This window comes from Marinobacter sp. LQ44 (genome assembly GCF_001447155.2).
GTDB lineage: Bacteria > Pseudomonadota > Gammaproteobacteria > Pseudomonadales > Oleiphilaceae > Marinobacter.
Genome location: NZ_CP014754.1, coordinates 1,000,524 through 1,024,218, shown reverse-complemented (window position 1 = coordinate 1,024,218; position 23,695 = coordinate 1,000,524). Strand labels below are relative to the sequence as shown.

Here is a 23,695-nt window from a genome sequence, read left to right as displayed (position 1 = left end):
GAGGTAATTTAAATGAAACTGAACAAGAAACTACTGGCCACCGGCGTTCTGGCTGCAAGTCTCTTTGCGGGCCAGGCCTGGGGCGCGGTTTCTGCTGAGGAAGCAGCCAAGCTGGGCGATACGCTGACACCGATGGGTGCAGAGCGCGCAGGTAACGGCGGTGACATCCCCGCGTGGACAGGTGGCTTGACCACACCGCCGGCGGGCTACAAAGGGGATGGCATTTACGTAAACCCATTTCCTAACGAGCAGCCAAAGTTTGTGATTGATCAGAGCAACGTGGATCAGTACGCAGATAAACTGTCCCCGGGACAGGTTGCCATGATCAGACAGTATCCCAGCTACAAAATGCCGGTTTATCCGACTCACCGGACTGCTGTCTATCCTCAGGACATCATGGATGAGACTGTCAAGAACGCTACCCGTTCCGAGCTGATTCAGGGTGGAAATGGCATTGGTAACTACGCCAACGCAACGCCTTTCCCGATTCCCCAGAACGGTCTGGAAGCGATCTGGAATCACATCACTCGATATCGTGGTGGTTCGGTTCAGCGTAACGTGGGCCAGGTCACGCCAACCACCAACGGTGCTTTCTCAGTGGTCAAATTCCAGGATGAGCTGACCTGGAACCGTTATCTGACAGACTACCAACCGGGTCAGGATGATAACGTGCTGTTTTACTTCAAGCAGGCCATTACTGCTCCGGCCCGTCTTGCGGGTAACGTACTCCTGGTTCACGAGACGCTTGATCAGGTGAAAGAACCACGCCGCGCCTGGATTTACAACGCTGGCCAGCGTCGCGTTCGTCGCGCCCCGCAGGTGGCTTACGATGGTCCGGGTACTGCCGCTGATGGCATGCGTACTTCTGATAACTTCGACATGTTCAACGGCGCACCGGATCGCTATAACTGGGAGCTGGTTGGCAAAAAAGAGATGTACATCCCCTACAACTCTTACAAGCTTGTTGATCGCAGTCTGACCTATAACGACATCATCAAGGCCGGCCATATTAATCAGGACCTGGCCCGCTATGAGTTGCATCGGGTATGGCACGTTCGCGCTACTCTGAAAGACGGTGAGCGTCATGTATACGCACAGCGTGATTTCTACCTGAACGAAGACTCCTGGCAGGCGTCAGTCATTGATCATTACGACGGTCGTGGAGAGCTGTGGCGTGTCGCCGAGGCACATGGCATGCAGTTCTATGATCAGGACGTGCCTTGGTACGCCATCGAGGTTCTGTATGATCTTCTGTCTGGTCGCTACCTCGCTTTGGGCCTGACCAACGAAGAAAACAACCCGTACACGTTCGGCGTTGAGCGTCAGTCACGGGACTACACGCCGGCGGCGCTTCGCCGGGCAGGCACCCGGTAACAGACGGGCGTAGTAGTAGCTGAAACGGCGGACCCTTGGTCCGCCGTTTTTTGTTTGCCCGGCGAAGCCGGCAAACCCGGCCATCTGAAAGAAGATGGCGTCACCCCGACTGAGGGGAAGACAATCCGACTGGCAAGGGCGTCACTGGCCAACGGTGGGGTCTGAAGGAAGCCATAGGAAGTTAACGGTACACAACGCAAGTGAACCTGCTTCGGCAGGTCAGGTGGGCCAGCGTGCGAAATAACGCGACGCCCGATACTCAGTCAGACCTGGGCTGTGTTTGAGGGTGGCATCGTTAACAGGGAGCCGGTGCAGTAACCGGGGAAGCCTGACACCGAATCCGGCGTTGTCGGAGGCTGTGGCGCAAGGTGAAAGCCGAGGCCGCAGTTGGTGCGAGGTGGCAGATGAAGCCGTAGTAGTGAGGAAGTTCCGGCCTGAGAAGCCTGGTAACAGCGTGGAGGATAAAACCGGAATGACCGCTGACGGAGGTTCAGCGGACCGGTCAGGGTCAAAAGCTCTGATCGGATGCGAAGGGCGGAAGTCATTAACGAGAATGACGGACGACGAGTGAGAGGTGGACGCTGTGTTCACAAGCTGCCCGACGGGGCAGGGACGTGCACTGGGGTACTGCGGGAACGCAGTGGCTCTGGTGTTCTCCGAACAAGGGAGTAGAGCGATACCGTGGCGGCAGATTGCCTGAGCGCTAGCACCCGGGCGGATCGCTTGAAACACACCGGCAGCCAAGCCAACCCTCGAAGCCGTCATCGCGGAGATGAGCAGGCATGAGGAAATACTACAGTCTGTACGGGCAATTGCTGTCAAAACAGCGCCTGTATGAAGCCTTCAGACACATCAAACGCAACAAGGGCGCGGCCGGAATCGATGGGCAGAGCCTGAGTGGGTTTGAGGCGAATCTGGAGGTGGAGCTGTCGTGCCTGTTGCTCGAGCTGAAGGAAAAGCGCTATCGGGCGCAGCCAGTCAGACGCGTAGCCATCGCCAAGGATGACGGCGGTGAGCGTCTGCTGGGCATTCCGACGGTTCGGGACCGGGTTGTGCAACAGGCGCTGCGCCGTATTATCGAACCGATCTTCGAGCCGGATTTCCACCCGTCGAGTTACGGGTATCGTCCGGGACGCAGTGGTCACCACGCCATCGGCAAGGCGGAGTTGTTTATCCGCCGATACCGGCGTGACTGGGTTGTGGACATGGACCTGTCGAAATGCTTCGACACGCTCAACCATGACCTGATCATCCGCCAGTTCCGCCAACGGATCACGGACGGCAGTGTCCTGTCACTGCTGCGCCAGTTCCTGGAAAGTGGCGTGATGGTGGGATACCACCTCGAAGAGACGGAACTGGGAAGCCCTCAGGGTGGCGTGATCAGTCCGCTGATCGCAAACGCCTACCTGGACGCCTTCGACCAGTTCATGAAAGCGCGGGGGCACCGGATCGTCCGCTACGCGGACGACATCCTGATCCTGTGCGGCTCACGAGCGGGCGCGGAGAATGCGTTACGGGTGGCCCAACGCTATCTGGAAGAAGAGCTGAAGCTGACGGTGAACGTCACCAAGACCCACATCGCCCACAGCGATGAGGGGGTAAAGTTCCTGGGCGTGGTGATCTACACGAACTACACCCGCATCCAGGACAAGAAGGTGGTGAAACTCAAGCAGAAGCTGAAAGCGCTGACAAAGCGTAACCGGGGCATCGGGCTTGCGGCGATTATCCGCGAGCTGAATCCGGTGCTACGGGGCTTTGCCAACTACTTCCGGGTGGCGAACTGCGCGAGGGTGCTGAAGCAGGTGATGAGTTGGTTAAGGCGGCGCCTGCGCTGCATCCAGCTCAAGCAGTGGAAGAAGCCGGGCCGGTTGCATCGGAGGCTGAAACAGCTGGGCTATCGCCCGCCGTTTAAGTTCATCAAGATGCAAAGCTGGCGTAATGCGGCTTCACCGCTGGCAAGCCTGGCCTTACCCAACGCCTATCTGCACAATGAGCTGAGGTTGATGGATCTGACCAAAGTACGAACCGGCATCCCTGTCCCCGAGTTCAGGGCAAGTTAATGGCATGAGCCGTATACGTGGTCCGTATGTACGGTTCTGTGAGAGGGATGAGGCGGTGACGCCTCACCCTACTCGTTTGTGGCTGTAACCGAACTTTTGGTGTTAGAAATCTGCCACTGACAAACTTTTTACACGTCAATTTTTTGCAGCTTCCCCCCCTTTGGTTTAACCTTCTTGCCAGTAACTCATACTAAAGGCGTACCCGATGCAGGACGCCAAGCCATAATCCGTGAAAAGAAGATTCTTTTTACGCCGGCCTGTCGATAGCAGTAAGCCGGTTTTCAATGGGGCAGTGCGTGAAATCCTATAATGATGGCTTTGCAGCCAACGATGAATTTCAGTCCGCCAACAATGGCCTGGCGCACGGGGAGCTGGTGCGGGATCTTCTGGAGCACAGGCTTCAGATTCCGGCCATTCCCGACACCAGGCTAATCCGGCCCGAGCTGGATCAGCAGATCCTGGCGGCTATGTCGCCAGGGCGTTTGCTGTTTCTGGAGGCGCCCAGTGGTTATGGGAAAACCCACTCCCTGGTGAGCGCGCTGAATGCTACGCAGGATGCCAGTGTTCGCTGGGTTACACTTAACGGCGGTGACAACGCCCCTTCCCGTTTTCTCTCGCTGTTGGCCACGGCCCTTGGTCTTTCTGACGTCGCCGCGCCAAGTGGCGGTACTTTCCAGGATCATCTGTCTTTTCTTCTGGTCACCAAAACCCGAAAGGAGGAATCCAATCGGGATGTACTGGTTCTGGATAATCTACACCACCTGACGAACCCGGCGGTGGTGGGATTACTCCATCAGCTAGCCACAGACATTCCGGGCAACCTGGCGGTGGTGATGGCATCACGTTTACCCCTGCCGTTTGAAAGCCACACGCTGGATCTGCAGGGTGTCTACCAGCACTTATCTGTGGATCGCCTCGAGTTCTCCCGGTCTGAAACGTTCGAGTTTTTTCAGCAAGCACGTGATGAACGCCTGATTACCAGCGTGGCCATCGACCACCTGTACAACCTGACGGAAGGCTGGCCAACCCCACTGGCCCTGTACCTTCGTGAGCTCGCTCGTGGCGATGAAAGAAAGCCGGTTCACGAAACCGAGTCCGTGGAACGGTTTATCAAGAGCACCGTGCTTGCGCCGCTGGCGCAGTCACAGGTTCGCAGTTTGCGAGTGATGGCGGAGCTCGAAAGCTGTTCAGATGAGCTGTTCCTGACGCTGGAGGGCACCACCGCAGAGCCGGATATGCCGCCATCGTCGGCGGCAGAACGCGGACTGCCATTAAAGCAGGTGCCGGGGAGGGGCCGCTGGTATCGTCTGAACCCGTTACTTCAGGCCTGGTTGCAGGCACCCGCGATGGGCGGTTACGCCACCCGCATGCTGATGGCAAGCCGTTGGTTTGGGCAGCGGGAGCAGTTTCCGGAGGCGCTCAAGTACGCGTTGCAGGCGGGTGACAATGATGAGGTTATACGCATCGCGTCCGAGGGCACCGAGGCACTGCTGTTGGGGCAAGACACAGCATCGTTGCTGACGCTGCGACGAAGCCTGCCTGCTCAGTTGCTGGAGCGGAGTGCCCGGCTGCGAATTGTCTATGGCTGGGTTCACGCGATTGGCGGCCAATTCCGCCAGGCTCGAGAGTTGCTTGAATCCTTCAGTGTGTCAGACCTGAAAGAACAGGCAGCCCGAATATATGCCCTTAAAGCGTTTATCCTCCGGGGAGAGGGCTTTGTGGCACCTGCGCTTGAGATGGCTGACAAGGCGCTGGCGACGGGAGGCTTGTCAACCCAGGCGCAGCTGGTGACTCAAATTGTCAGGTCCAGTGCCTTGTGCGCTGGTGGGTATTTTCAGGCAGCGCGGGATGCCAATCGAATTGCGGCAAAGTTGGCTCGGGAAGCTGGCGACTCTGGTTCTGAAGCTCTGGCGGTCTACGCTCACGCCAGAATTGAGCTGGGCAAGGGTGCTCTGGGGCACGCAGAACAGCTTTTGCGCACCGGGCTGGATACCGCCATGCAGGAGCTCAGCCGGCCTGCCCGGATTGGGGAAACACGGTTACAGCTGAATCTGGTTCTGGTGCTCTGGCATAAAGGCCGCCTGAAAGAGGCCGATCGTCTGTTGGTTAGCTGCGCCCGGCATGCGGAGCAAACCCGGGATCTGGGGCTGCTGTTGGCTATGGCGTTGAGGGTTCTGATGTGTCGGGCTCAGGGCCGTATGGACGATGCCTTTGTATGGATTGGCCGTGCGGAACGAACCATGCATTCCTGGCAGGTTGACGAGTCTGTTTATCTGCCGGTACTTGAAGCGCTGAAAGCGAGCTGCTGGTTGGCCTGTGGACAACCGGAGAGCGCCTCCCAGGCAATGGCAAAGCTGGCGCCTTTTCGCAAGGACGGCTGTGTTCCCGAACTGTTCCCGATGATCCCAGGCTTGCTGGACTGCCTGCAGGTGCGGATTGATCTGGTGAACGGAGACCTGATTCGGGCCCGGGAGCATCTCTCTGCCGTATATCACCGGTACGAAGACGCTCTGCCCTGGGGACTTCTGCTGCATGCGGGCCTGCTGGATGCGGTGCTCCTGACGGAAGAGAAAGGGGTGCCTGCTGGTAGACGACAGCTGGAAAGCGTCGTTCGGGAGGCTGCAAGAGAGCACTTCATCAGTCCTTTCGCAGAACTGATGCAGGAGCTACGCCCCCTCATGGAAAAGACCTTCAGGGGGTTGGAGAAATGCCCCTTTACCAGTGCGTTGGGCGAACTGTTTGGTATCGAGGGCGCGGTGGTGGTTGCCGATGCGCTCGCGGAGCCAATCAGTGACCGGGAGCAGGGTGTTCTGGAACTGATTGCAAGGGGCCTGTCAAACCAGGAGATCGCAGACAAGCTGCACATCTCCCTGCATACCGTGAAAACCCATGCCCGCAGAATCAACGCCAAGCTGGAAGTGAAGTCCAGAACCCAGGCCATTGTGAGGGCCCGGGAGTTGGGGCTGCTTTAGTCAGACCCCGGCCTTCAGCTCCTCAATCCGGGCATCTTTCTCTGCCCATATCTCGCTTACCCAGCGCTGGAAGTCCACGCGCAGCTCCCGGTTACCCTCATAATCCATACCCAGAAAGCGCTCTGGCACCTCCCGGGTGCGAATGTCGATAATGATCTTGTCTACCCTGCCGCACAGGTAGTCCCAGATGCCCGGCTTGCCGTTGGGGTACACGATGGTCACATCCAGCATGGTGTGAATCATCTCGCCCATGGCGCCAAATACAAACGCCGTTCCACCTGCGCGGGGTTTCAGCAGGTTTTTATAGGGTGAATTCTGGCGGGCATGTTTTTCTGGTGTAAAGCGGGTGCCTTCCATAAAGTTGAAAATGGTCACCGGCGTATAGCGAAATTTCTCACAGGCTGCGCGCGTGGCTGCAATGTCTTTGCCTTTCAGTTCCGGACGTTTGGCGATCTGCTCTTTGGTATGGCGATGCATGAACGGAAAATCCAGCGCCCACCAGGCAACGCCCAGCAGGGGTACCCAGATCAATTGCTTCTTGAGGAAGAATTTCAGCAGGGGAATCTTGCTGTTCAATACGTACTGAATCGCCGGAATGTCTGTCCAGCTCTGGTGGTTACAGGTCACGAAGTACCAGTGTTTTCGGCTGAGTTCCTGAGCGCCCCGAATGTCCCATTCAACTTTGTGGAACAGTTTTACCAATGTGTTATTGAAGCCTATCCAGTACCAGGCGATGCCATTGACGATCACCGTGCAGACCTTGCGCACGGGCGTGACCGGAATCACCAGTTTGATGATGGCAAACAGCAGCAGGAACGGAAGGAAAACAATGGTATTTAGCAGGATAAGCAGAACCACCAGAACCCCTTTCACCGGGGCGGGCAGGAAATTGAGCATGGGCACTATCTCTGTAGGTTCAGATTTTAATGTCAGCCTTCAAACGGGCTGGCCGAGGCGCCTTCCGCGCCAGGAAGCAGTGCAGTATCTGCCTTCGCTGAGGCCAGTTGTTTGAACTTGGCGGGGGTGCGCTCTCCCAACAAATTCCTGAATTCCTGATCATAGAACTCAAGATTGTTGTAGCGAATCATGGAGCGAATCTCTTTTATATATTCCTCACCCCGTTCGGAATAGCCAAGTAGGCCTTCCGCCATTTCCAGTCCGGAAAGCGGCTCTTCCGCTTGGCGGTTCTGCAACCGGAGGTCTCGGACCAGTTGGTAGGTGGGGTGTCGGTTCAGGTTCTGGATATACGAGCGAACGGACTGGTAGGGAGAGGAAAATTTCGCCACCTCATGACTGGCCCCCTCAACACGGCTCAGGGGTACAAGGCCACAGCCTTTGCTGAAACACCACTGACCGAACAGGTTATTTCCCTCAGTGGCAAAGCGAGAGGTGCCCCAGGCAGATTCATTGGCCGCCTGGGCAAGAATCAGTGATGGCGGAATAACATCCAGTCGCTTTCGTAACAGCGCAAATTGCTCTTCACTGCCGGTTTCGGCATCAACCCTCAGGCGCTGCGCGTGATCGGTCAACCATTTTTCTTCGCGATCTGAGAGCTCGGCTTTGTTGGCAAGCGACTCAAGGTATTCGCGTTCAAGCAGAATGCGGGAGTTGGCAAGAACAATCCGCGGGTAAAGGAACGAGAAGAACGCGACTTTACGTTCGGTGGCATCACGATAGACCGAAAAGTCGGGCAGGTCGTCCTGTGCCCAGGCTGGGAGGCGGGGAAGCGATGCCAGAGTCACTTCGTCATCGTCGTCTCCACCAGAACTGCCGGGTGGAGCATACAGGGCGCCAGCAGTAGCAAACAGAACCAAAGGAACAAACAGCATCAGCGCCCGGGTAACTGCAGTCATAAAACCTCTCGTCTTTATGGGTATGTCAGGCGATATGGCAGAAATTATAACAGGTTATACGAAGGCGTCCTGAGTACTGGTTCTGTTAGTCCGATTCCGGGATCACCGTGGCTATCAGTAACCCGGTCTGAAACTCGGGGCCGGTGTTATCCCGCAAGGTCAGAAATATCTGGTCACCTGTTCCTGTGTAGAATCCCGCGAGTGTGAGTTCGCCACCGCTCAGGGTGATCACGCCGTCTTCCGAGGCAGTGACGCCGAGTGAGGTGGCCAGGCTCGCTTGCCTCGGCTCAGAGACGCCACTCGATGGGATGTCGTGGTGAATCTCAATGCCGGCAGCGTTCATGGTGGCACCGCCTTCGTCGTCCAATTCCAGCAAACCGTTGTGGATCTGGAGCATCTGACCGGTGTTATCGGTCATGGCAACGATAACCCCCTGAAGCCTGTAGCGGGCCGGCACCAGTGAAGTAGTGGGGGCCTGCCCTGCAATCACCAGGCCGTCGCCAAGGTAACTGTCATCCAGATTGAAGGCCATCAGCGAGCCGTCCGGTGTGGCGGCGCCCAGGCCCATATCCGGTGTTCCAAACGCTTCGCCGGGCTGGTCTTCATAGAGGGTCAACCTGCCCATATACTGGTCTGACTGGCTCAGGCGAGACAATCGGTTAGCCAGATTCCAATCACCGGTTCCAGAGCTCGCCTCTGTTCGTACCTGGCCATGACTGGCCCGGACAACCCGAAACTGATCGAGTGTCACCTCAGATGCCAGCCGGTTTCCGTCAGGGGTTTGGGTGTCCCAGGTGCCGTGCCCTGTTTCAAAAACCAGTGGGTCATCTTCATTGCCGAATCTGGGCGCGATATACACCAGGTTATAGCGTTGCTCTGCCAGCATGGACAGGCTGAAATCGCTGCTGCGCTCCAGGTGGAGCTCAAACACAGAAAGGTAGTGGTCTTCCAAAGTGTCCTGGCGTTTGAGTTTGCCGCCTTCTTCCAACAGCTCAATGGCTTTGCCGGCCGAGAAATAGCTGGTCAGCACTCGGTCCGGGCTGCTATCCGGCTCTGCCGGCGCGGAGGTGAATGCGTCCAAGTAATAGGGGTTTCGGGTCCACCCCGTGATTCGGCTGCTGTCGCGGCCGGTCACACTCTGGTACAGGGCCCGGCCTGCCAGCAATCGGGCAGGGTCCATTGCATCACCGCTCTGGGCATCGTTTCGGGGTGGGGTGAGTGTGGCTGCCCCGGGGGCACTTGAATGACTGTTGCGGGCCCAAAGGTCTGAACTCCGGTTGAAGAAAGCCTGGGTGCCACCACTATCAGTGCCATGAATCAGCGTTTGCCGATCGTAAGGAATGTCGGTGGCCAGTGAAGTGACATTGATGTTGAACGCTTCAAAGGACGTAAGCGTCAGCGCTGGGTAAAGGTAGGCACTTCCAGTGTCTGTGAGCGCCTCTTCCTGGGCGGTACGAACACCCCATTGGCCGGCACCGAACGCATTGGATTCCCGGAAGGTCTGGCCAAGCTCCAGCCCCAGGAAGACCGAATTGTAATCGGCGGAACTGGCGCGGACGGTGTCTGAGTTATCCTGGCCAAGCAGGGCATAATCGGCCATGGCCGCGACATAGGCTTTGAAGTCGGCCCGATTATCCAGCCGGTCGAGGGCGCTGGCAATACTGGCATTGGTGGCGATGTCGATCTCGAAGTCATGCACCTGGTCCGCGACCGTGCCCCAAACATACTTGTTCAGGCAAAGGCTGCTGTTGACACAATTCATGACCGTTTGAAAATCGATGGCATCGTAATTCCCCAGCCCCTCGACAACCAGGTAATGGGAAAACGGGTTGACCTTCACATCCCGGTCCGCGTCGGCGGCGAGGGCTTTGAGCGTGGTGCCGCGATAGGAGGCTTCGATAACAACATCGGGCCCGAGCGGGACACCGTCCTCAAACGCAATGATCAGGTAACCATCGTCGTCCGTGGCAGTTGAAAAACGCACCGTGCCAAGGTCTTTCCTGAGGGTATAGTCCGTACGGTAAACCTCGACACGGTCGGGCACCACAATCCGCAGATTCCTGCGTGTGGGTTCACCCTGCGGGGCAACGCTGGCGGGTACTTCCATGGTGACCCGGACTTCGTTTGGTCTGAGCCCGCGGGCGTTGTTGGAGTCGCCGGTGCTGCCAGGGCTGAAATCGTCCAGGGCATTGACGGCATTGCCGAACCGATTCGGGATCTCCCTGGCACCATCGATCGCGCTGTCGCCACTGCAGGCGCTGAGTATCAGGGTGGTGGCCAGAAGGGTGGGGAGGTTCAGTCTCATGCCAGACAATCCGTTGAGTATGTATCCGGGAAGCCTAGCAACAAAAAGCGGGGGAGAGCGTGAGGAGTAGCACGAATCCGTTACCCGCCTGTTCGCCGGGTAACGGATTCAGTATCGGTATGGCGCGGTTAGAAGAAAATCTTGATGCCGGCCAGCACACCTTCATCCAGATTGATGTCTGGGGAGCCGGCAAAGTCCAGCTCGGTGTTCAGGTAGCGGTAACCGGCAAACACCTCTGCGTTGCGAATCACGCGGTAGCTTCCGCGCAGTTCCAGGCTGGTCATGTCGTCGGAATCTCCAAACGACAGAATGGTCGGGGCGTAGTGGAGGCTGCCGCTAAATGACAGGCCGGGTACGTCTGGCACATTCACGGTGGCAAAACCACCCAGACCAACAGCGCCACCATCCACATTGCGGCGGCGCTCATCGTAAAAGACCCCTTTGAGGCCCACGCCGGCTGTGGTTGGCAGGTTACCAATGGAGGTACGGCCTTGCGCGTGAAAGTCGAGGTTACCGATATGGCGGCGACTGTCACGGTAGGTGTAGCCTGCGCCCAGCTGAATATCGTTTTGCGCGCCGAAAAAGTTGACCTGGCCCTTTGCCGAGTTATTGGTCAGGCTCAGATCCAGATCAGCGGCGAACACAGGGGCGGCTGCCAGAGAAAGCGCCAGAGCGGAGATGCGGGTTACTTTCATGTTTACACCTTTATTGCTGTCGTTTGAGTTCGCACCGGCCGGAACTGCCGGCATCAGCGATAGTTATGACTGAGAGGATGGTAACGACCTGCCAACCGCATCACAACTTAAATGCCCGTAAGCCGTTGGAAAGGGTAGTCAGTCGGGCTGATGTGGCCTTGCTGATTCAGTGCCGGGTGGCTTCGTCGATCTGGTCGAGGTCATCCGGAGAAACGTTCTCGGCGGGTACCCGGTACTCTTCATTGGCCCAGGCGCCAAGATCAATCAGTTTGCATCGTTCGGAACAGAAAGGCCGAAATGGGTTGGTTTCCGTCCATTCGACAGACTTTTTGCAAGTGGGGCATTCAACATTCATATCAGAATCCGGGCTGTAGGTAACATGCCGGTGCTCAGGATTCAGCAGCGGCCTGGCAGTATTGTTCCAGTACTGCCCGTAGCATTTCAAGGTTGACAGGCTTGGCAACAAACGCATCCATACCGGCCGCCCGACAGCGTTCTTCGTCCTCTTCCATTGCGCTGGCGGTTAGCGCAACCACCGGTACGCTGGCCCGATGATGGTCTTCTTCCCAGCGGCGCAACCGTCTGGTGGCTTCAAAACCATCCATGCGAGGCATAACGCAATCCATAAATACCAGGTCAAACTGATGCCACTGCCACAAGGCAGACGCGGCCTGGCCGTCGTTGGCGGTCATCACCTCACAGCCGAGCTTTTCCAGTAGCCGACGGGTGAGGGTGCGATTCACCGGGTTGTCTTCAACCAGAAGCACGCGCATACGGCCGCAGGGAATCTGCCGCTGTTTGACTGTGACATCGGTTATTGCCTGAAGCGAAAAGCGGGTCAGGAATCGGCGTTCCTGTTTTTCCACGTCCAGGAACAGTTGGTTAAGGATGGGGATCAGATAAGATTCCCGCAGCGATTTGCTCAGGAAAGCGTCCGCCCCGGCCTGACGAAAATGTTCGGCATCACCACGCTGAGGATTGGATGAGAGAATCAGTAGCCGCATGTCGGCCCATTGCGGGTTACTGCGAATCTGCCGGCATAACAAATCGCTGTCCATATCGGGCACAAAACCATCAAGAATGATGGCGTGATATGGGTCGCCGGCATCGAAGGCCTGGCGTAGCGACGTCAGGGCCTCACCGGCGGCTTTCACTGCCTCGATCTGAACCTCATAGCGGGACAGCATTTCCAGTGTGATCTTGCGTGACAGTTCGTAAGAATCCACCACCAGGATCTTTCGCCCCCGGACCATATGGGAGTCAGGCCGAATACGGGTTGAGGCATCGCCGGCCGCCTGCAGGGTCAGCTCCACCCAGAACGTGGAGCCCTGCCCGGGGCGGCTTTCCAGATCCATGGAACCACCCATCAGATCAACAAGCTGGCGGCAGATCGTCAGCCCCAATCCCGCACCGGGCAGTTGCCGCTGGAACCGTTGGCCCAGCTGCACATAGGGTTCATACACCAGCGGGATGTCTTCGGGGTTAATGCCGACGCCGGTATCCTCAACCGCAAGGCGTAAGCGAACATTACCCTCTTTCCGCCCAAGTACTTCTATACTGATCAGCACATGGCCGGAATCGGTAAACTTGATGGCATTGGAGAGCAGATTGAGCAATATCTGCCGTAGCCGCACCGGGTCGCCGATCATCGCCCAGGGCAGGTTCTCATCAACCCGCATTTCAAGAGCCAGGCCTTTTTCCCTGGCCCGGGAACCCAGCATGTGGATCAGATCGTTGAGGGTTTCCCTGAGATCGAACGGAATGGCTTCCAGTTCCAGCTTACCGGCTTCCATACTGGAGATATCCAGCAGGTCATTGATAATGGCCGACAGGCTTTCAGACGCGTTAAGCAGTGTGCTGACATACTCCCGCTGTTCCTGATCCAGTGGGGTGTCGGTCAGAAGGTTGGCGTACCCCAACACCGACTGCAGCGGAATGCGCAACTCGTGGCTGACATTGGCCAGAAACTGGTTTTTGGCATGGTTGGCCCGAATGGCTTCATCGCGCTCGCCCTGGGTTTTGATCGTGGTCTGGCGCAGTGAGCGGGTGTCTTCCAGGATCTGCAGGCGCATCTTGTTGAGGGCCTGCTCAAGCTCTGACAGCTCATCCGGCCGGCGGGGCGGCTTTCGGCGTAACTGAAGTGGGTCAACCAGGGCATCGAGGTTTAGCTTGGCGGCGTAATCAGCCATGGTTTCCAGGTGCCGGGACAAGGTTACCCGAACGATCAACAACAGGCCGAGAGTGCCCAGCATCACCACCAGCGACTGGAACAACAGGTTCATCAGGGCCTGGTCCAGAACGTTCTCGTAGATTTGCTCAACGGAGGAAACAACCGTGAGTTCCCCGACCCGGCGGGGCTGGTCAAACGTGGATCGATTGAACTCAAGGGGAAATGTCTGGGAAATCACCCGGCCTTCCGGATATTGGCCAGTGCTGAATTCCTCACCCGTGGTGGTGATTACGCGGGCATACTGCACCGAGGGCATGGCCCGCATATCGTCGAGGCTGTTAGCCACCTCGCTGAAGTTCATTACCCAAAGGTTGGTGCCCATGCTGCCGGATATCAGCTCAACGGCCCGCTCCTGGCTCGACTGAAGTTCCGTTTTCTGGCGATCAAACTCGCCAATCATCTGCACGCCGGTCGCCACCAGAGACAGAATCAGGCTATAGAGCAGCACCCACCCCAGCAAGCGGAGAGCCAGCGGACGAACACCTAAACGCTTTAAAAACCGGTTGGAAAGCAAGGCACAAGTTCCCTGTGTCGACTACAAAATCACCAGCAGCAGTTTAACAGACGGATATCACTTCCACACGTATCTTTGAATCATCGTTCACAAACCGGAAACGTACATTGAGGTCATAAAGGTTGGCGCCGTAAATGCGCTCTTCATCTCGCCCGCGGCGAAAGGACGGCCTGGGGTCATAACTCACGACGTCTTCGATCAGCGCCCTCACATCCGGATATTCCTCTACTGGCAGGGTTGCCAGTTGCGCGGAGGCCTCAGGGCTGAATGCCACGTCGGCGCGCTCGGTGGGCGCAGACTCTGCCCAGCCGAGGGAAGCCTCTGGCACCGAATCGGCAAACGGCAAATAGGGTTTGATATCTAATATTGGCGTGCCTTCGATCAGGTCGTGGTCGCTGATGCGCAGAACCAGCTGCCCGTTTTTGCGAATCAACCCCTCGTTCCTGACCACGGACAAACCAAGGCTGTTCGGCCTGAAAGGCGAGCGACTGGCGAAGACGCCAATCTTTTTGTTACCGCCTAGCCGTGGGGGGCGAACCACCGGCCGCCACTCGGCGCGAATGGCCTCGTGGAACTGAAATGTAAGCCACAGATGACTGGCGGTTTCCAGGCCCCGAAAGGCGTCTTCCCGGTCAAACGGGCTCTGGATCAGCAGCTCGGCATGGGCATGGCGCGTAAGCCCCGGTTGGCGTGGCACCCCGAACTTGTCTTTGAAGCAGGAGTGGGTAATGGCAATGGGAGTGAGTGTGAGAGCCTGGTCTGCCGGTCGGGATTTGTGGCGTGGTCTGGTCATATCAGTGTCGGTCAATCATGCCTGAAAAGTACATTTCGATACGGAACACCACCGAGGCCTGATCTTTGAAACCCTCTTCTCTGGGAAACTCCAGGGCTGGAATCAGTTCCGCAAACAGCCAATCTTCGTACAAGCGATAACGCCATGTGAGATCGGCAAAGTAGGACGTGGTTCGCCACGATGGCTGACTTTCACCAAGGGCCCCCAGCCTGGGGGTGAGGACGGAACGATGGCTGAGCCGTTTACGCGTGCTGAAGATTTGTGCTGCTTCAAACTTGCGGTCCTGGTGCAACCACTCGAGCTCCGATGACGTGTAGAAATGCCAGCCGTTGCCAAGTGACCGGTCTGCGCCGAACCATGACCGCGCCCCCCATCCCCGGGTATGGTAGTAGTATACCCGCTGCTGTACATTCAGCGCCCAGGCATCATCCAGTTGCCAGCCCTTGCTGGCGGTGGTTCGCCAGAACATTTCCGGTGGCAACCTCAGGCGGCCGCCCACATCGGTGGACAGGTTGATGGCGTCGCCCACCTGTGCAAGGAAACGCAGTGCACCGGTAGTTTCCGTATCGGTACGGTTGGGCTCCGTGAGTTGCCTATCCCGTTCCCGTTCACCCAGCGAGATCAGTTCATCGCTTTCGCTCTCAATGACCAGGCGCAGCTTTTGCTGGGTGGTGGGAACATCCAGCCGGAACCTCAGCTCCGGTTTGAATTGCGCCGGATCACTGTACTCGGATTCTGCCGCAAACCCGATTCTCAGATAACTCTCGTTGTTTGGAAGCGAGTGAGAGGATCGGGACAAAGTGCGATCAGCCCAGGCGCCAAAGTTCTGGACCGTAGTGCCATGAATGCGTTCCTGGCGGATCACCCAGTTGCTGAGACTCATCCACCAGGAATCCTCTGGTTCTGCCCAGTATTCATCGGGTTCAAACGTGTAGAACGAATATGGGAGTGATTCCGGTGCCAGTACATCCAGAATGGCGGAATCTCGTACTGTAAACACTGGCTCTGCTGAATGAGCAAGCGATGAAACCAGCAACGTATGAAACAAAAGCGGGGCGGCCAGATGTCTCGGCCGGGGCTCCTTAACGAAACTCAAACAGGAACCGATTATGCAATTCACAAACCTGGCGCTCCACATCCTGTAAAGGGCGGTTATTATCAATCACAGCGTCTGCCCGTGAACGCCGCTCATCCCTGGCCATCTGCGCAGCCATAATGCGCTCAACCTGCGCCTGGCTATTATCATCCCGCGCCATGGTGCGTTCAATCTGAATGTCTTCCGGTACATCTACTACGACAATGCGGTCCACCAATTCATGCTGATCGGTTTCCAGTAATAATGGCGAAACCAGCAGAACATAAGGCTGGCTATAGGGGGCGTCCGGTGATTGCAGTTGCCTGACTAACTCCTCGCGAATGACCGGATGTAACAGGCGTTCAAGCCAGTGTCGCTCTTCCGGGTTCTCAAACACCCGCTGCCGAAGCGCCGCCCTGTCCAGTGCGCCGTCTGCCTGCAGAATCTCGCGGCCAAAATGCTCAGCAATCGCGGCCAACCCAGCCGTTCCAGGCTCAACCACCTCCCGCGCCACATCATCCGCATCCACCCAGTGCACACCCAAATCCCCAAAGATACGCACCACCGTAGACTTCCCGGAACCAATCCCGCCAGTTAACCCAACAATCTTCAAATAAATACCCCAACAACCAGTCTACAAAGGGGTCTGACCCCGAACGGGGTCAGACCCCACCCTTCTGCCCGCGACAATCACCAAAGCAGCGATACCCTCAAACCCCCAAAAACCCAAACCAAATCGCCTGAATCTCCACCCCAAACCACAAACACAGCAACCCAGCCGCCGCCAGATAAGGCCCAAACGGAATTGGCACCTCGCGCCCATGCTTTTTGAACACCATCAGCGCAATACCAACCACCGCCCCCACCAGCGACGACAGCAAAATCACCGCCGGCAGCAGCTGCCACCCCAACCAGGCACCCAGAGCCGCCAACAGCTTGAAATCCCCATGCCCCATACCTTCTTTGCCAGTCACCAGCTTGAACAACCAATACACCGACCAAAGCGACAGGTACCCGGCAACGGCACCCCAGAAGGCACTGTTAAAGTCCGTCAACACGCCAAAATAGTTCAACACCAGGCCGAGCCACATCAGGGGCAGGGTGATGCTGTCTGGCAGCAGTTGTGTGTCGAAATCGATCATCGTCAGCGCCACCAGGGCCCATACCAGCAGCAGGGCCCAAAGCGCCGCTTCAGTTGGCCCCAGCAAAGCGATGGTTACTACCGAGAAGATGGCGGTAATGGCTTCGATGATTGGGTAGCGCGGCGAAATAGGCGCTTTACAAGACGAACATTTGCCCCGCAGCACCAGCCAGCTGATCACCGGGATATTTTCCCAGGCCCGAATCTTATGGCCACAGGAGGGGCAGGTAGACGCAGGCTTTGAAAGGGAAAGTGGTGCTTCCTGCTTTCTTTGCTTTTCCGGTACCTCCAGAAACTCTTCACACTGGCAACGCCATTCCTGCTGCATCATTTTGGGCAGGCGCAGGATGACTACGTTCAGGAAGCTGCCGATGCAGAGGGAGAACAGGGTGACGGTGAGGTATAGGAGCCAGGGGGTGGAGAGGAGTTGGTCTAGAGAGGGCATTCAAAAACTCATTGATAAGATTGATTGAGAGCCTGCTCCCCGGAAGAGGTGGGGAGCAGGAAAGGGCGGGTGCTTAGCCAACAACCTGGCCCATTTGGAAGATTGGCAGGTACATGGCGATGATCAAGCCGCCTACCAGTACACCCAGAACCGCCATAATCATGGGCTCCATCAGGGCGGTGAGGTTGTCTACCATATCGTCTACTACGGCTTCATAGTGCTCAGCGACCTTTCTCAGCATTTCGTCAAGGTTACCGGATTCTTCGCCGATGGCAGTTAATTGCACAGCCATTACCGGGAAGATATCTTGCTGGCGCATCGTGGCTTGCAGTTGCGTGCCGCTTGAGACATCGTTTTTGATTCTCATGATGGCATCCCGGTATACCGCGTTACCGGTCGCTCCGGCAACGGAGTCCAGTGCGTCCACCAATGGAACACCGGCGGCGAAGGTGGTAGAGAGCACTCGGCCGAACTTGGCGACAGCGGATTTGTCCAGGATTTCGCCAACAACTGGCAGCTTGAGGACATATTTGTCGACAATATCCGAGAACTTCTGAGACCTGCGTTTGGATTCCTTGAATAAGAAAATCGTGCCCACGATTCCAATAAGCACAACAAACCACCATTTCTGCAGCCACTCCGACATATTAACCACCATCTGCGTAAACACCGGCAGGTCGGCCCCGAAGCCCTGGAACAAACTCTCGAACTGGGGAACCACCTTAACCAGCAATATGGCAGTTACCACAATAGCAACCACAATAACCGCAATCGGATAAGTCATGGCCTTTTTGACTTTTTTCTTGAGCAACTCCGTCTTCTCGAGATAGGTGGCTATCCTGTCCAGCATCTGCTCAAGCGCACCGGCCTTTTCACCCGAATCCACCAGGTTGCAGTACAGGTCGTCAAAATGTTTTGGGTGCTTGCGCAGGGCAGAAGCAAACCCGGTGCCGGAGGAAATATCGTTCCGGATACTCATTACCAGTTCCTGCAAGCCTTTGTTCTCAAGGCCGTCAGCCACAATGTCGAAACTCTGCACCAAGGGAACGCCGGCCTTCATCATCGTGGCCAGCTGGCGGGTAAGCATCGCAATATCAAACGGTGTGATCTTCTTGCTGCCACCAAATAACGGCTTGGGCTTCTTCTTGACCTTCTCCGGGATAATCCCCTGCTTTCGCAGTTGAGCTTTCACCAAGGCCAGGTTAGAGCCAGTTAGCTCGCCCTTGGTCTTGTTGCCCTTCCGGTCTTTGCCTTCCCAAACGTACGATTCCAGCTTCTGCGCTTTTTCTGCCATGCTTAATCCTTCGTCACGCGGTTGGCTTCCTCAAGGCTGGTCACCCCTTGCATCACTTTCAAAAGGGCGGATTGCCTCAGGTTGCGGAAACCTTCTGCCTGCGCTTGTTTTGCAATTTTTATAGAGCTGGCTTCTTCCATAATCATGCTCGCCAGTTCTTCAGTAATCTTCACCACCTCGTAAATACCGACGCGGCCTTTGTATCCATTAGAGCATTTATCACAGCCCTTGGGGCGGTACAACGTGAAGCCTGTATCAATTTGTTCTTGTGTGAACCCTTCCTTCAAAAGGACGTCTTTCGGGATGTCTGCCGGCTGCTTGCAGCTGCACAGGCGCCGGCCAAGGCGCTGGGCAATAATCAGGCTCACGGACGTGGCAATGTTGAATGCAGGCACCCCCATGTTCATCATTCGCGTGAGGGTTTCGGCCGCGCTGTTGGTGTGCAGGGTAGACAGAACCAAATGCCCGGTTTGCGCAGCTTTGATCGCAATGTTCGCGGTTTCGAGATCCCGGATCTCACCCACCATGATCACATCCGGGTCTTGCCGCAGGAAGGCCCGAAGGGCTTCAGCGAAGCCGAGGCCCACTTTGGTGTTTACGTTAACCTGGTTGATACCCTCCAGGTTGATCTCGGCGGGATCTTCGGCCGTGGAAATGTTGATGCCCGGAGTGTTGAGAATGTTTAGGCCAGTGTATAGGGAGACTGTTTTACCTGAACCGGTAGGGCCAGTTACCAGGATCATGCCCTGAGGCTGCTCCAGTGCGTCCAGGTACAGCTGCTTCTGGTCTTCCTCGTAACCCAGCACATCAATGCCCAGCTTGGCCTGGCTAGGGTCCAGAATCCGAAGAACAATTTTTTCGCCCCAAAGGGTAGGCAAAGTGTTCACTCGGAAGTCGATGGCCTTGGTCTTGGATAGCTTCATCTTGATCCGGCCATCCTGAGGAATGCGGCGCTCCGAAATATCCAACTGCGCCATGATCTTTACCCGAGCAGAGATCTTTGGAGCGAGCTTGATGGACGGGCGGGAGATTTCCTTCAGAATGCCGTCGGTTCTGTAGCGCACTCGGTAAATCTTTTCATACGGCTCGAAGTGAATATCGGAAGCACCGCCACGGATGGCATCAAGCAGCATCTTATTCACATACTTAACAATAGGTGCGTCATCTACTTCGGTAGCACTGACCGTACCGTCGTCGTCTTGGTCACCACCCTCGGTCTCAACGCCCTCAAGGTCGGCATCGTCCAGGTCACCCATGGTGGTGTCCTGGGATTCGAGATACTTGTCGATGGCTGTGCGTAGCTTGGCATCGTCCACCAGAATCGCATCGGTGCTAAGCCCGGTGTTGAACTTGATCTCATCCAGCGCCTGAATATTTGTGGGGTCTGATACTGCGATGAACAGCCGGTTGCCTCGTTTATACAGAGGCAGGGCGTTATGCTTTCGTACCAATTTCTCGTCAACCACCTTCTCCGGCATCATTTCAGGCAGGAAGGAATCAAGGTCCAGCACCGAAACACCAAATTCCATGGCAGCAGAAAACGCGAGTTTGGAACTGTCCGCCAGGTGGTTCTGGGTGAGGTAGGTTATCAGTGGGATGCGGTTCTGAGAGGCCTGAAGAAAGGCATCTTTGGCGGTATCTTCGTCCAGAAGCCCGTCATCCACAAATCGACGGGCTAAGCCTGTCAATGTCACGTTTCGGTTGTTGCTCGCCATAAATGCTCTGAGGAAAGTCTTGTAAGTGGCTGAAACTCGAGTTTATGAACACAGAGTTTAGATGCATGGCCGTGGTTTGGAAAGCGGGGTGAGTCTCAGGTTTGATCTTTCTCAAAGACATGTCGTTTAAGTGTGCTTGTCGGCTTGCGTAAGTAGGTGGTGACAAAAAACGTCACTCCTGGACGTGTTGGGGCGATGTCACGGTAGATCTGTCGTGTGTGATGTGCGTCACGAATGGCTGCAACACCCTGAATGTACTTTTGTTTTTAACATTATCTTGCAATTGGCACACTGTCTGCTTAGCTTATCACAGGCTCAGCGAGACTGGTTGGGAAGGTTCCCGACCGTCGGAGCTTTGAAAAAGAAACGACAACTCTAGAGGTCGATAACATGCAAGAAATCAAGATGAACCATGGTCAGAAGGGTTTCACCCTGATCGAACTGATGATCGTTGTGGCGATCATCGGTATCTTGGCTGCCATTGCTATTCCGCAGTATCAGGATTACACCGCGCGTACTCAGGTGAATCGTGCATATAGTGAGCTATCTTCCCTCCGGACAGCCGTGGAAGAACGTCTAACTCGTGGCATCACAACCAATACCTATGCCGACTTGGGCTTCACTGGTTCAAACTTGACCACTGAGACTTCGGCGTCTAATGCCAACTTCGCCGGCGGTACTGGCAGCTTGGTTGCAACGCTTGGTCAGAACGCTGGTGCTGGTATTACAGGTGCGACGATCACCCTGACACGTGCTGCTAATGGGGGATGGACTTGTACTGTTGCTCAGGGCGGTGCGACAGCATGGAAGGCCTCATACATTCCTGCTGGCTGTAACTGATTATTTAGTTAGTAGTGAAAGGGCGCTCTTTTGAGCGCCCTTTTTTTATGAGGGATTACCATTGATGATCCGCCTTACTGTATTCATTAGCGCCCTGTCATTTCTTGTGCCGCTGAATTTTTACCCAGATGTGGACTTTGTAAAAAACTTTCTAGGTGTAATAGGGGGGCTCTTTCTTTTCTTTACCGTGATGTACAAAAGGGGGGCGGATTTAGCTGTCTCTCGCTCGGCATCTTTTTTGTTCGTGATATTTGCCGGATTTGTTTTGTTGGATGGTTTGGATCATTACCATGCGTTCGTGTATCTGGTATCTCTCTTGACGGCACTTTTAGTTTCCGTAGCGATTTCCACTCTAACAGAGCGCTATTCGGACTCGAGTGTAGCTGGAGCCTTGGCATGGTTCACCACTGTAGTAGCTGGCCTTTCTGTTTTATTGGGTATACTTCGCTATTATGGGTTGCTGACACCTGCTCTTCCATGGATTGCAGACGGCGGCCCTAGGATGATCGGTGCGTTGGGGCAGCCAAACCTTACTGCTCTTGTCGTGCTGATGGGGTTGATTTCATTTATCTATCTTTTTGCAACTGGAAAAGTCCGTTCCAAACTGTGGTTGCTTTATCCCTTCTGGCTCTGCATTGGCGCCGTTTTAACAGGCAGTCGATTCTTTTATTTGGGGATCGCGATCCTCTGCCTTATATCGTTGATTGAGTTTATTCGTAATTATTTTTCAGTTTCATTCCGCTGGCAGACCCTATGGTCGAAAGGTGTTTTATTAACGTTATTATCGCTTGTACTTGCATACTCAGTTGTTTCTGTTGCGGATGAATTCCTGACGAAAAGGTCGGTTCAAGCGGGATTGATTGATAGAGAAAGCTTTTCAGAAATATCTGATGCGCGCCTCAGGTTTGGCGACGTTCAGCGGGTTGGTGAGTGGAAAAAAGTCATTGGAGGAGTATCAGAGCTTGACAGTCTCTGGCTGGGTAATGGTCCGGGTAGCTATCCTCTGTTTAGTATGACAATGGAGGTGTCTGGCTATCCGGTGAATAACCAATTGATGTGGACACACCCGCATAACCTCTTGTTGATGTTGCTGGTAGAATATGGCCTTCTGGGACTATTGGTTTTTCTGTCGTTTTGTTTCTACCTTCTATTCTTGTATTGGACTAGGCCAAGAACGCCGGTATTCGTATTTTCGGCTGCAATAGTCGCTGTTATGTTGTTGCAGAATCAAGTAGAGTTTTCATTCTGGTTCTCTCCCTTCCTGCTAATTTTTGTGGCTTTTCTCAGTTTGTTTGATTCTAAGTACAAAATCTCTTGGTCCCAAAGGCCCGTGTTGATTGGTATAACTTCAATAGTATTGATTGTGGCGCTTCTGGTTTCCGTTTATGCGGTTCGCGACTATGTGCATGTTGTTCGTATATTTCAGACTCTTGATATTGATGACTCCGATCAATATCGACTCCAAGATATCTCTCGAAGCAGTATTCTGGGCAAAGGCGCGATGAGTGTGCGAATTTTGCGATTGGATCCGCCTTCGGGTGGTTATGAACGCCAACTAATGGAAGTTGATCACTTCGTCGAGACCTGGCCCTCACAGCTGTTCCTGCACAGGCGGGCTGCATTGACTGCGGTGGTGCATGGGGGGGATGTAGCTTGCGATCGAATTCGTACAGCAGTTAGACTTTATCCCGATGGTGTTAACATTCTGTCGCGAGATTTGAAGTCTATTAATGAACATGTTCCATTGGATATGTCATATTTTGAGGCTTGTATACTTGAAGGCATGGAGTTTTGGTTAGATCGGAAGTAACTATTAGCGTGAATCCAGATATTAATTGCAGCAGTTTGACTTAACCTAGTGAGGGCGCGCGTCGGTGGCACCCTCACAGGCTTTATTCCTTAAAGCGAACCGGCGATGAAGCACTGGCAATCAACCCGAGCACGAAGACACCTGGTGTTGGCCCTGCGTGTGGCCGGAAAAATACAGAGTCAGATTGCTGAATTGCTCGGCTGCCACAGCAGCACTATTCGAGGTGAGTAGTGGCGAGGTTCAGTGGATAAATGATCAAGGTTATGAGTCGGAGAGGGCGCAATGGCTTGCAGGGCCGGTATTATCTCAAAGGGGTGAGTTTTGCCAAGTTGTTTAAAACACACATCAACCGGATCGTTGAGCAGTCGAGTAACCAGTCCAGAAGACTGTTTGGCTTAGCGAACGTCGGAAGAAGTGTTCTTTGGTTAGTATTGTGGGGCACCTTAAATGAATGGTGCTGCCTGTAATGTAAGGCTTCAAGAACAGAATAAGTATTCACTTTCGTTCCGGCTGGGTGTTCAAGGCGGGCGGGAATATGCAATTGGTTTATCTCGACAAACATGGCCCCCATCTTGCTGA

Annotated in this window: 17 protein-coding genes; 5 read left to right on the top strand and 12 right to left on the bottom strand. The window is 55.3% G+C overall.

Annotation, left to right across the window (positions count from 1 at the left end; all coding sequences use genetic code 11):
• Positions 1–12: 12 nt before the first annotated feature.
• The 3 genes from ASQ50_RS04765 to ASQ50_RS04755 all read left to right on the top strand — a co-directional run bounded on the left by ASQ50_RS04765 (position 13) and on the right by ASQ50_RS04755 (position 6,406).
• Entirely contained in the window at positions 13–1,374 is a 1,362-nt protein-coding gene (locus ASQ50_RS04765; RefSeq protein WP_058092001.1) for a DUF1329 domain-containing protein, read from the top strand.
• Positions 1,375–2,156: 782 nt separating this feature from the next.
• Entirely contained in the window at positions 2,157–3,434 is a 1,278-nt protein-coding gene (ltrA, locus tag ASQ50_RS04760; protein ID WP_068351385.1) for a group II intron reverse transcriptase/maturase, read from the top strand.
• A 284-nt stretch (positions 3,435–3,718) separates the two neighbouring features.
• Complete coding sequence (locus ASQ50_RS04755; protein WP_058089890.1) at positions 3,719–6,406, top strand: helix-turn-helix transcriptional regulator; 2,688 nt, start codon at positions 3,719–3,721, stop codon at positions 6,404–6,406.
• On the opposite strand, the gene ASQ50_RS04750 is transcribed toward ASQ50_RS04755, so the two are convergent.
• The 12 genes from ASQ50_RS04750 to pilB form a co-directional block, all read right to left on the bottom strand.
• On the bottom strand, positions 6,407–7,303 hold the full coding sequence (locus ASQ50_RS04750; protein WP_058089891.1) for an acyltransferase: 897 nt from the start codon (positions 7,301–7,303) through the stop codon (positions 6,407–6,409).
• A 32-nt stretch (positions 7,304–7,335) separates the two neighbouring features.
• Positions 7,336–8,259, bottom strand: a complete 924-nt coding sequence (locus tag ASQ50_RS04745) for a glucosaminidase domain-containing protein (RefSeq protein ID WP_058089892.1) — start codon at positions 8,257–8,259, stop codon at positions 7,336–7,338.
• A gap of 85 nt (positions 8,260–8,344) precedes the next feature.
• On the bottom strand, positions 8,345–10,564 hold the full coding sequence (locus ASQ50_RS04740) for a hypothetical protein (RefSeq protein ID WP_058089893.1): 2,220 nt from the start codon (positions 10,562–10,564) through the stop codon (positions 8,345–8,347).
• A 128-nt stretch (positions 10,565–10,692) separates the two neighbouring features.
• Positions 10,693–11,259, bottom strand: coding sequence for a YfaZ family outer membrane protein (locus ASQ50_RS04735; RefSeq protein ID WP_058089894.1), 567 nt, complete (start codon positions 11,257–11,259; stop codon positions 10,693–10,695).
• A gap of 166 nt (positions 11,260–11,425) precedes the next feature.
• Entirely contained in the window at positions 11,426–11,614 is a 189-nt protein-coding gene (yacG, locus tag ASQ50_RS04730) for a DNA gyrase inhibitor YacG (RefSeq protein WP_058089895.1), read from the bottom strand.
• 34 nt (positions 11,615–11,648) lie between these two features.
• On the bottom strand, positions 11,649–14,003 hold the full coding sequence (locus ASQ50_RS04725; RefSeq protein WP_058089896.1) for a hybrid sensor histidine kinase/response regulator: 2,355 nt from the start codon (positions 14,001–14,003) through the stop codon (positions 11,649–11,651).
• A 43-nt stretch (positions 14,004–14,046) separates the two neighbouring features.
• The gene (tsaA, locus tag ASQ50_RS04720; protein ID WP_058089897.1) at positions 14,047–14,796 is read right to left on the bottom strand and encodes a tRNA (N6-threonylcarbamoyladenosine(37)-N6)-methyltransferase TrmO; all 750 of its coding nucleotides are present in this window, start codon (positions 14,794–14,796) and stop codon (positions 14,047–14,049) included.
• A 1-nt stretch (position 14,797) separates the two neighbouring features.
• Complete coding sequence (locus tag ASQ50_RS04715) at positions 14,798–15,796, bottom strand: hypothetical protein (RefSeq protein ID WP_227510106.1); 999 nt, start codon at positions 15,794–15,796, stop codon at positions 14,798–14,800.
• Between the two features lie 82 nt (positions 15,797–15,878).
• Complete coding sequence (gene coaE, locus ASQ50_RS04710) at positions 15,879–16,484, bottom strand: dephospho-CoA kinase (RefSeq protein ID WP_058089899.1); 606 nt, start codon at positions 16,482–16,484, stop codon at positions 15,879–15,881.
• Positions 16,485–16,581: 97 nt separating this feature from the next.
• On the bottom strand, positions 16,582–17,457 hold the full coding sequence (locus ASQ50_RS04705; protein ID WP_058089900.1) for a prepilin peptidase: 876 nt from the start codon (positions 17,455–17,457) through the stop codon (positions 16,582–16,584).
• A gap of 73 nt (positions 17,458–17,530) precedes the next feature.
• A complete protein-coding gene (locus ASQ50_RS04700) occupies positions 17,531–18,751 on the bottom strand; it encodes a type II secretion system F family protein (RefSeq protein WP_058089901.1) in 1,221 nt (406 codons plus the stop codon).
• Positions 18,752–18,753: 2 nt separating this feature from the next.
• Positions 18,754–20,466 carry a type IV-A pilus assembly ATPase PilB gene (pilB, locus tag ASQ50_RS04695; protein WP_058089902.1) on the bottom strand — a complete coding sequence of 571 codons (1,713 nt, stop codon included), beginning with the start codon at positions 20,464–20,466 and terminating at the stop codon, positions 18,754–18,756.
• Positions 20,467–20,856: 390 nt separating this feature from the next.
• Here pilB and ASQ50_RS04690 point away from each other — a divergent pair, with 390 nt between their 5' ends.
• Positions 20,857–21,306: a pilin gene (locus ASQ50_RS04690; protein ID WP_058089903.1), complete on the top strand. Its 450-nt coding sequence runs from the start codon at positions 20,857–20,859 to the stop codon at positions 21,304–21,306.
• Between the two features lie 64 nt (positions 21,307–21,370).
• Positions 21,371–23,116, top strand: coding sequence for a PglL family O-oligosaccharyltransferase (locus ASQ50_RS04685; RefSeq protein WP_058089904.1), 1,746 nt, complete (start codon positions 21,371–21,373; stop codon positions 23,114–23,116).
• Positions 23,117–23,695: the final 579 nt, after the last annotated feature.

Bases quoted from the DNA above. Each gene is read 5' to 3' on its own strand.
- ltrA (WP_068351385.1), top strand. From the start codon at position 2,157: ATGAGGAAATACTACAGTCTGTACGGGCAATTGCTGTCAAAACAGCGC.
- ASQ50_RS04735 (WP_058089894.1), bottom strand. From the start codon at position 11,259: ATGAAAGTAACCCGCATCTCCGCTCTGGCGCTTTCTCTGGCAGCCGCC.
- ASQ50_RS04685 (WP_058089904.1), top strand. From the start codon at position 21,371: ATGATCCGCCTTACTGTATTCATTAGCGCCCTGTCATTTCTTGTGCCG.
- ASQ50_RS04745 (WP_058089892.1), bottom strand. From the start codon at position 8,259: ATGACTGCAGTTACCCGGGCGCTGATGCTGTTTGTTCCTTTGGTTCTG.
- ASQ50_RS04750 (WP_058089891.1), bottom strand. From the start codon at position 7,303: ATGCTCAATTTCCTGCCCGCCCCGGTGAAAGGGGTTCTGGTGGTTCTG.
- ASQ50_RS04690 (WP_058089903.1), top strand. From the start codon at position 20,857: ATGCAAGAAATCAAGATGAACCATGGTCAGAAGGGTTTCACCCTGATC.
- ASQ50_RS04755 (WP_058089890.1), top strand. From the start codon at position 3,719: ATGGGGCAGTGCGTGAAATCCTATAATGATGGCTTTGCAGCCAACGAT.
- yacG (WP_058089895.1), bottom strand. From the start codon at position 11,614: ATGAATGTTGAATGCCCCACTTGCAAAAAGTCTGTCGAATGGACGGAA.
- pilB (WP_058089902.1), bottom strand. From the start codon at position 20,466: ATGGCGAGCAACAACCGAAACGTGACATTGACAGGCTTAGCCCGTCGA.
- ASQ50_RS04705 (WP_058089900.1), bottom strand. From the start codon at position 17,457: ATGCCCTCTCTAGACCAACTCCTCTCCACCCCCTGGCTCCTATACCTC.
- ASQ50_RS04700 (WP_058089901.1), bottom strand. From the start codon at position 18,751: ATGGCAGAAAAAGCGCAGAAGCTGGAATCGTACGTTTGGGAAGGCAAA.
- ASQ50_RS04765 (WP_058092001.1), top strand. From the start codon at position 13: ATGAAACTGAACAAGAAACTACTGGCCACCGGCGTTCTGGCTGCAAGT.
- tsaA (WP_058089897.1), bottom strand. From the start codon at position 14,796: ATGACCAGACCACGCCACAAATCCCGACCGGCAGACCAGGCTCTCACA.
- ASQ50_RS04740 (WP_058089893.1), bottom strand. From the start codon at position 10,564: ATGAGACTGAACCTCCCCACCCTTCTGGCCACCACCCTGATACTCAGC.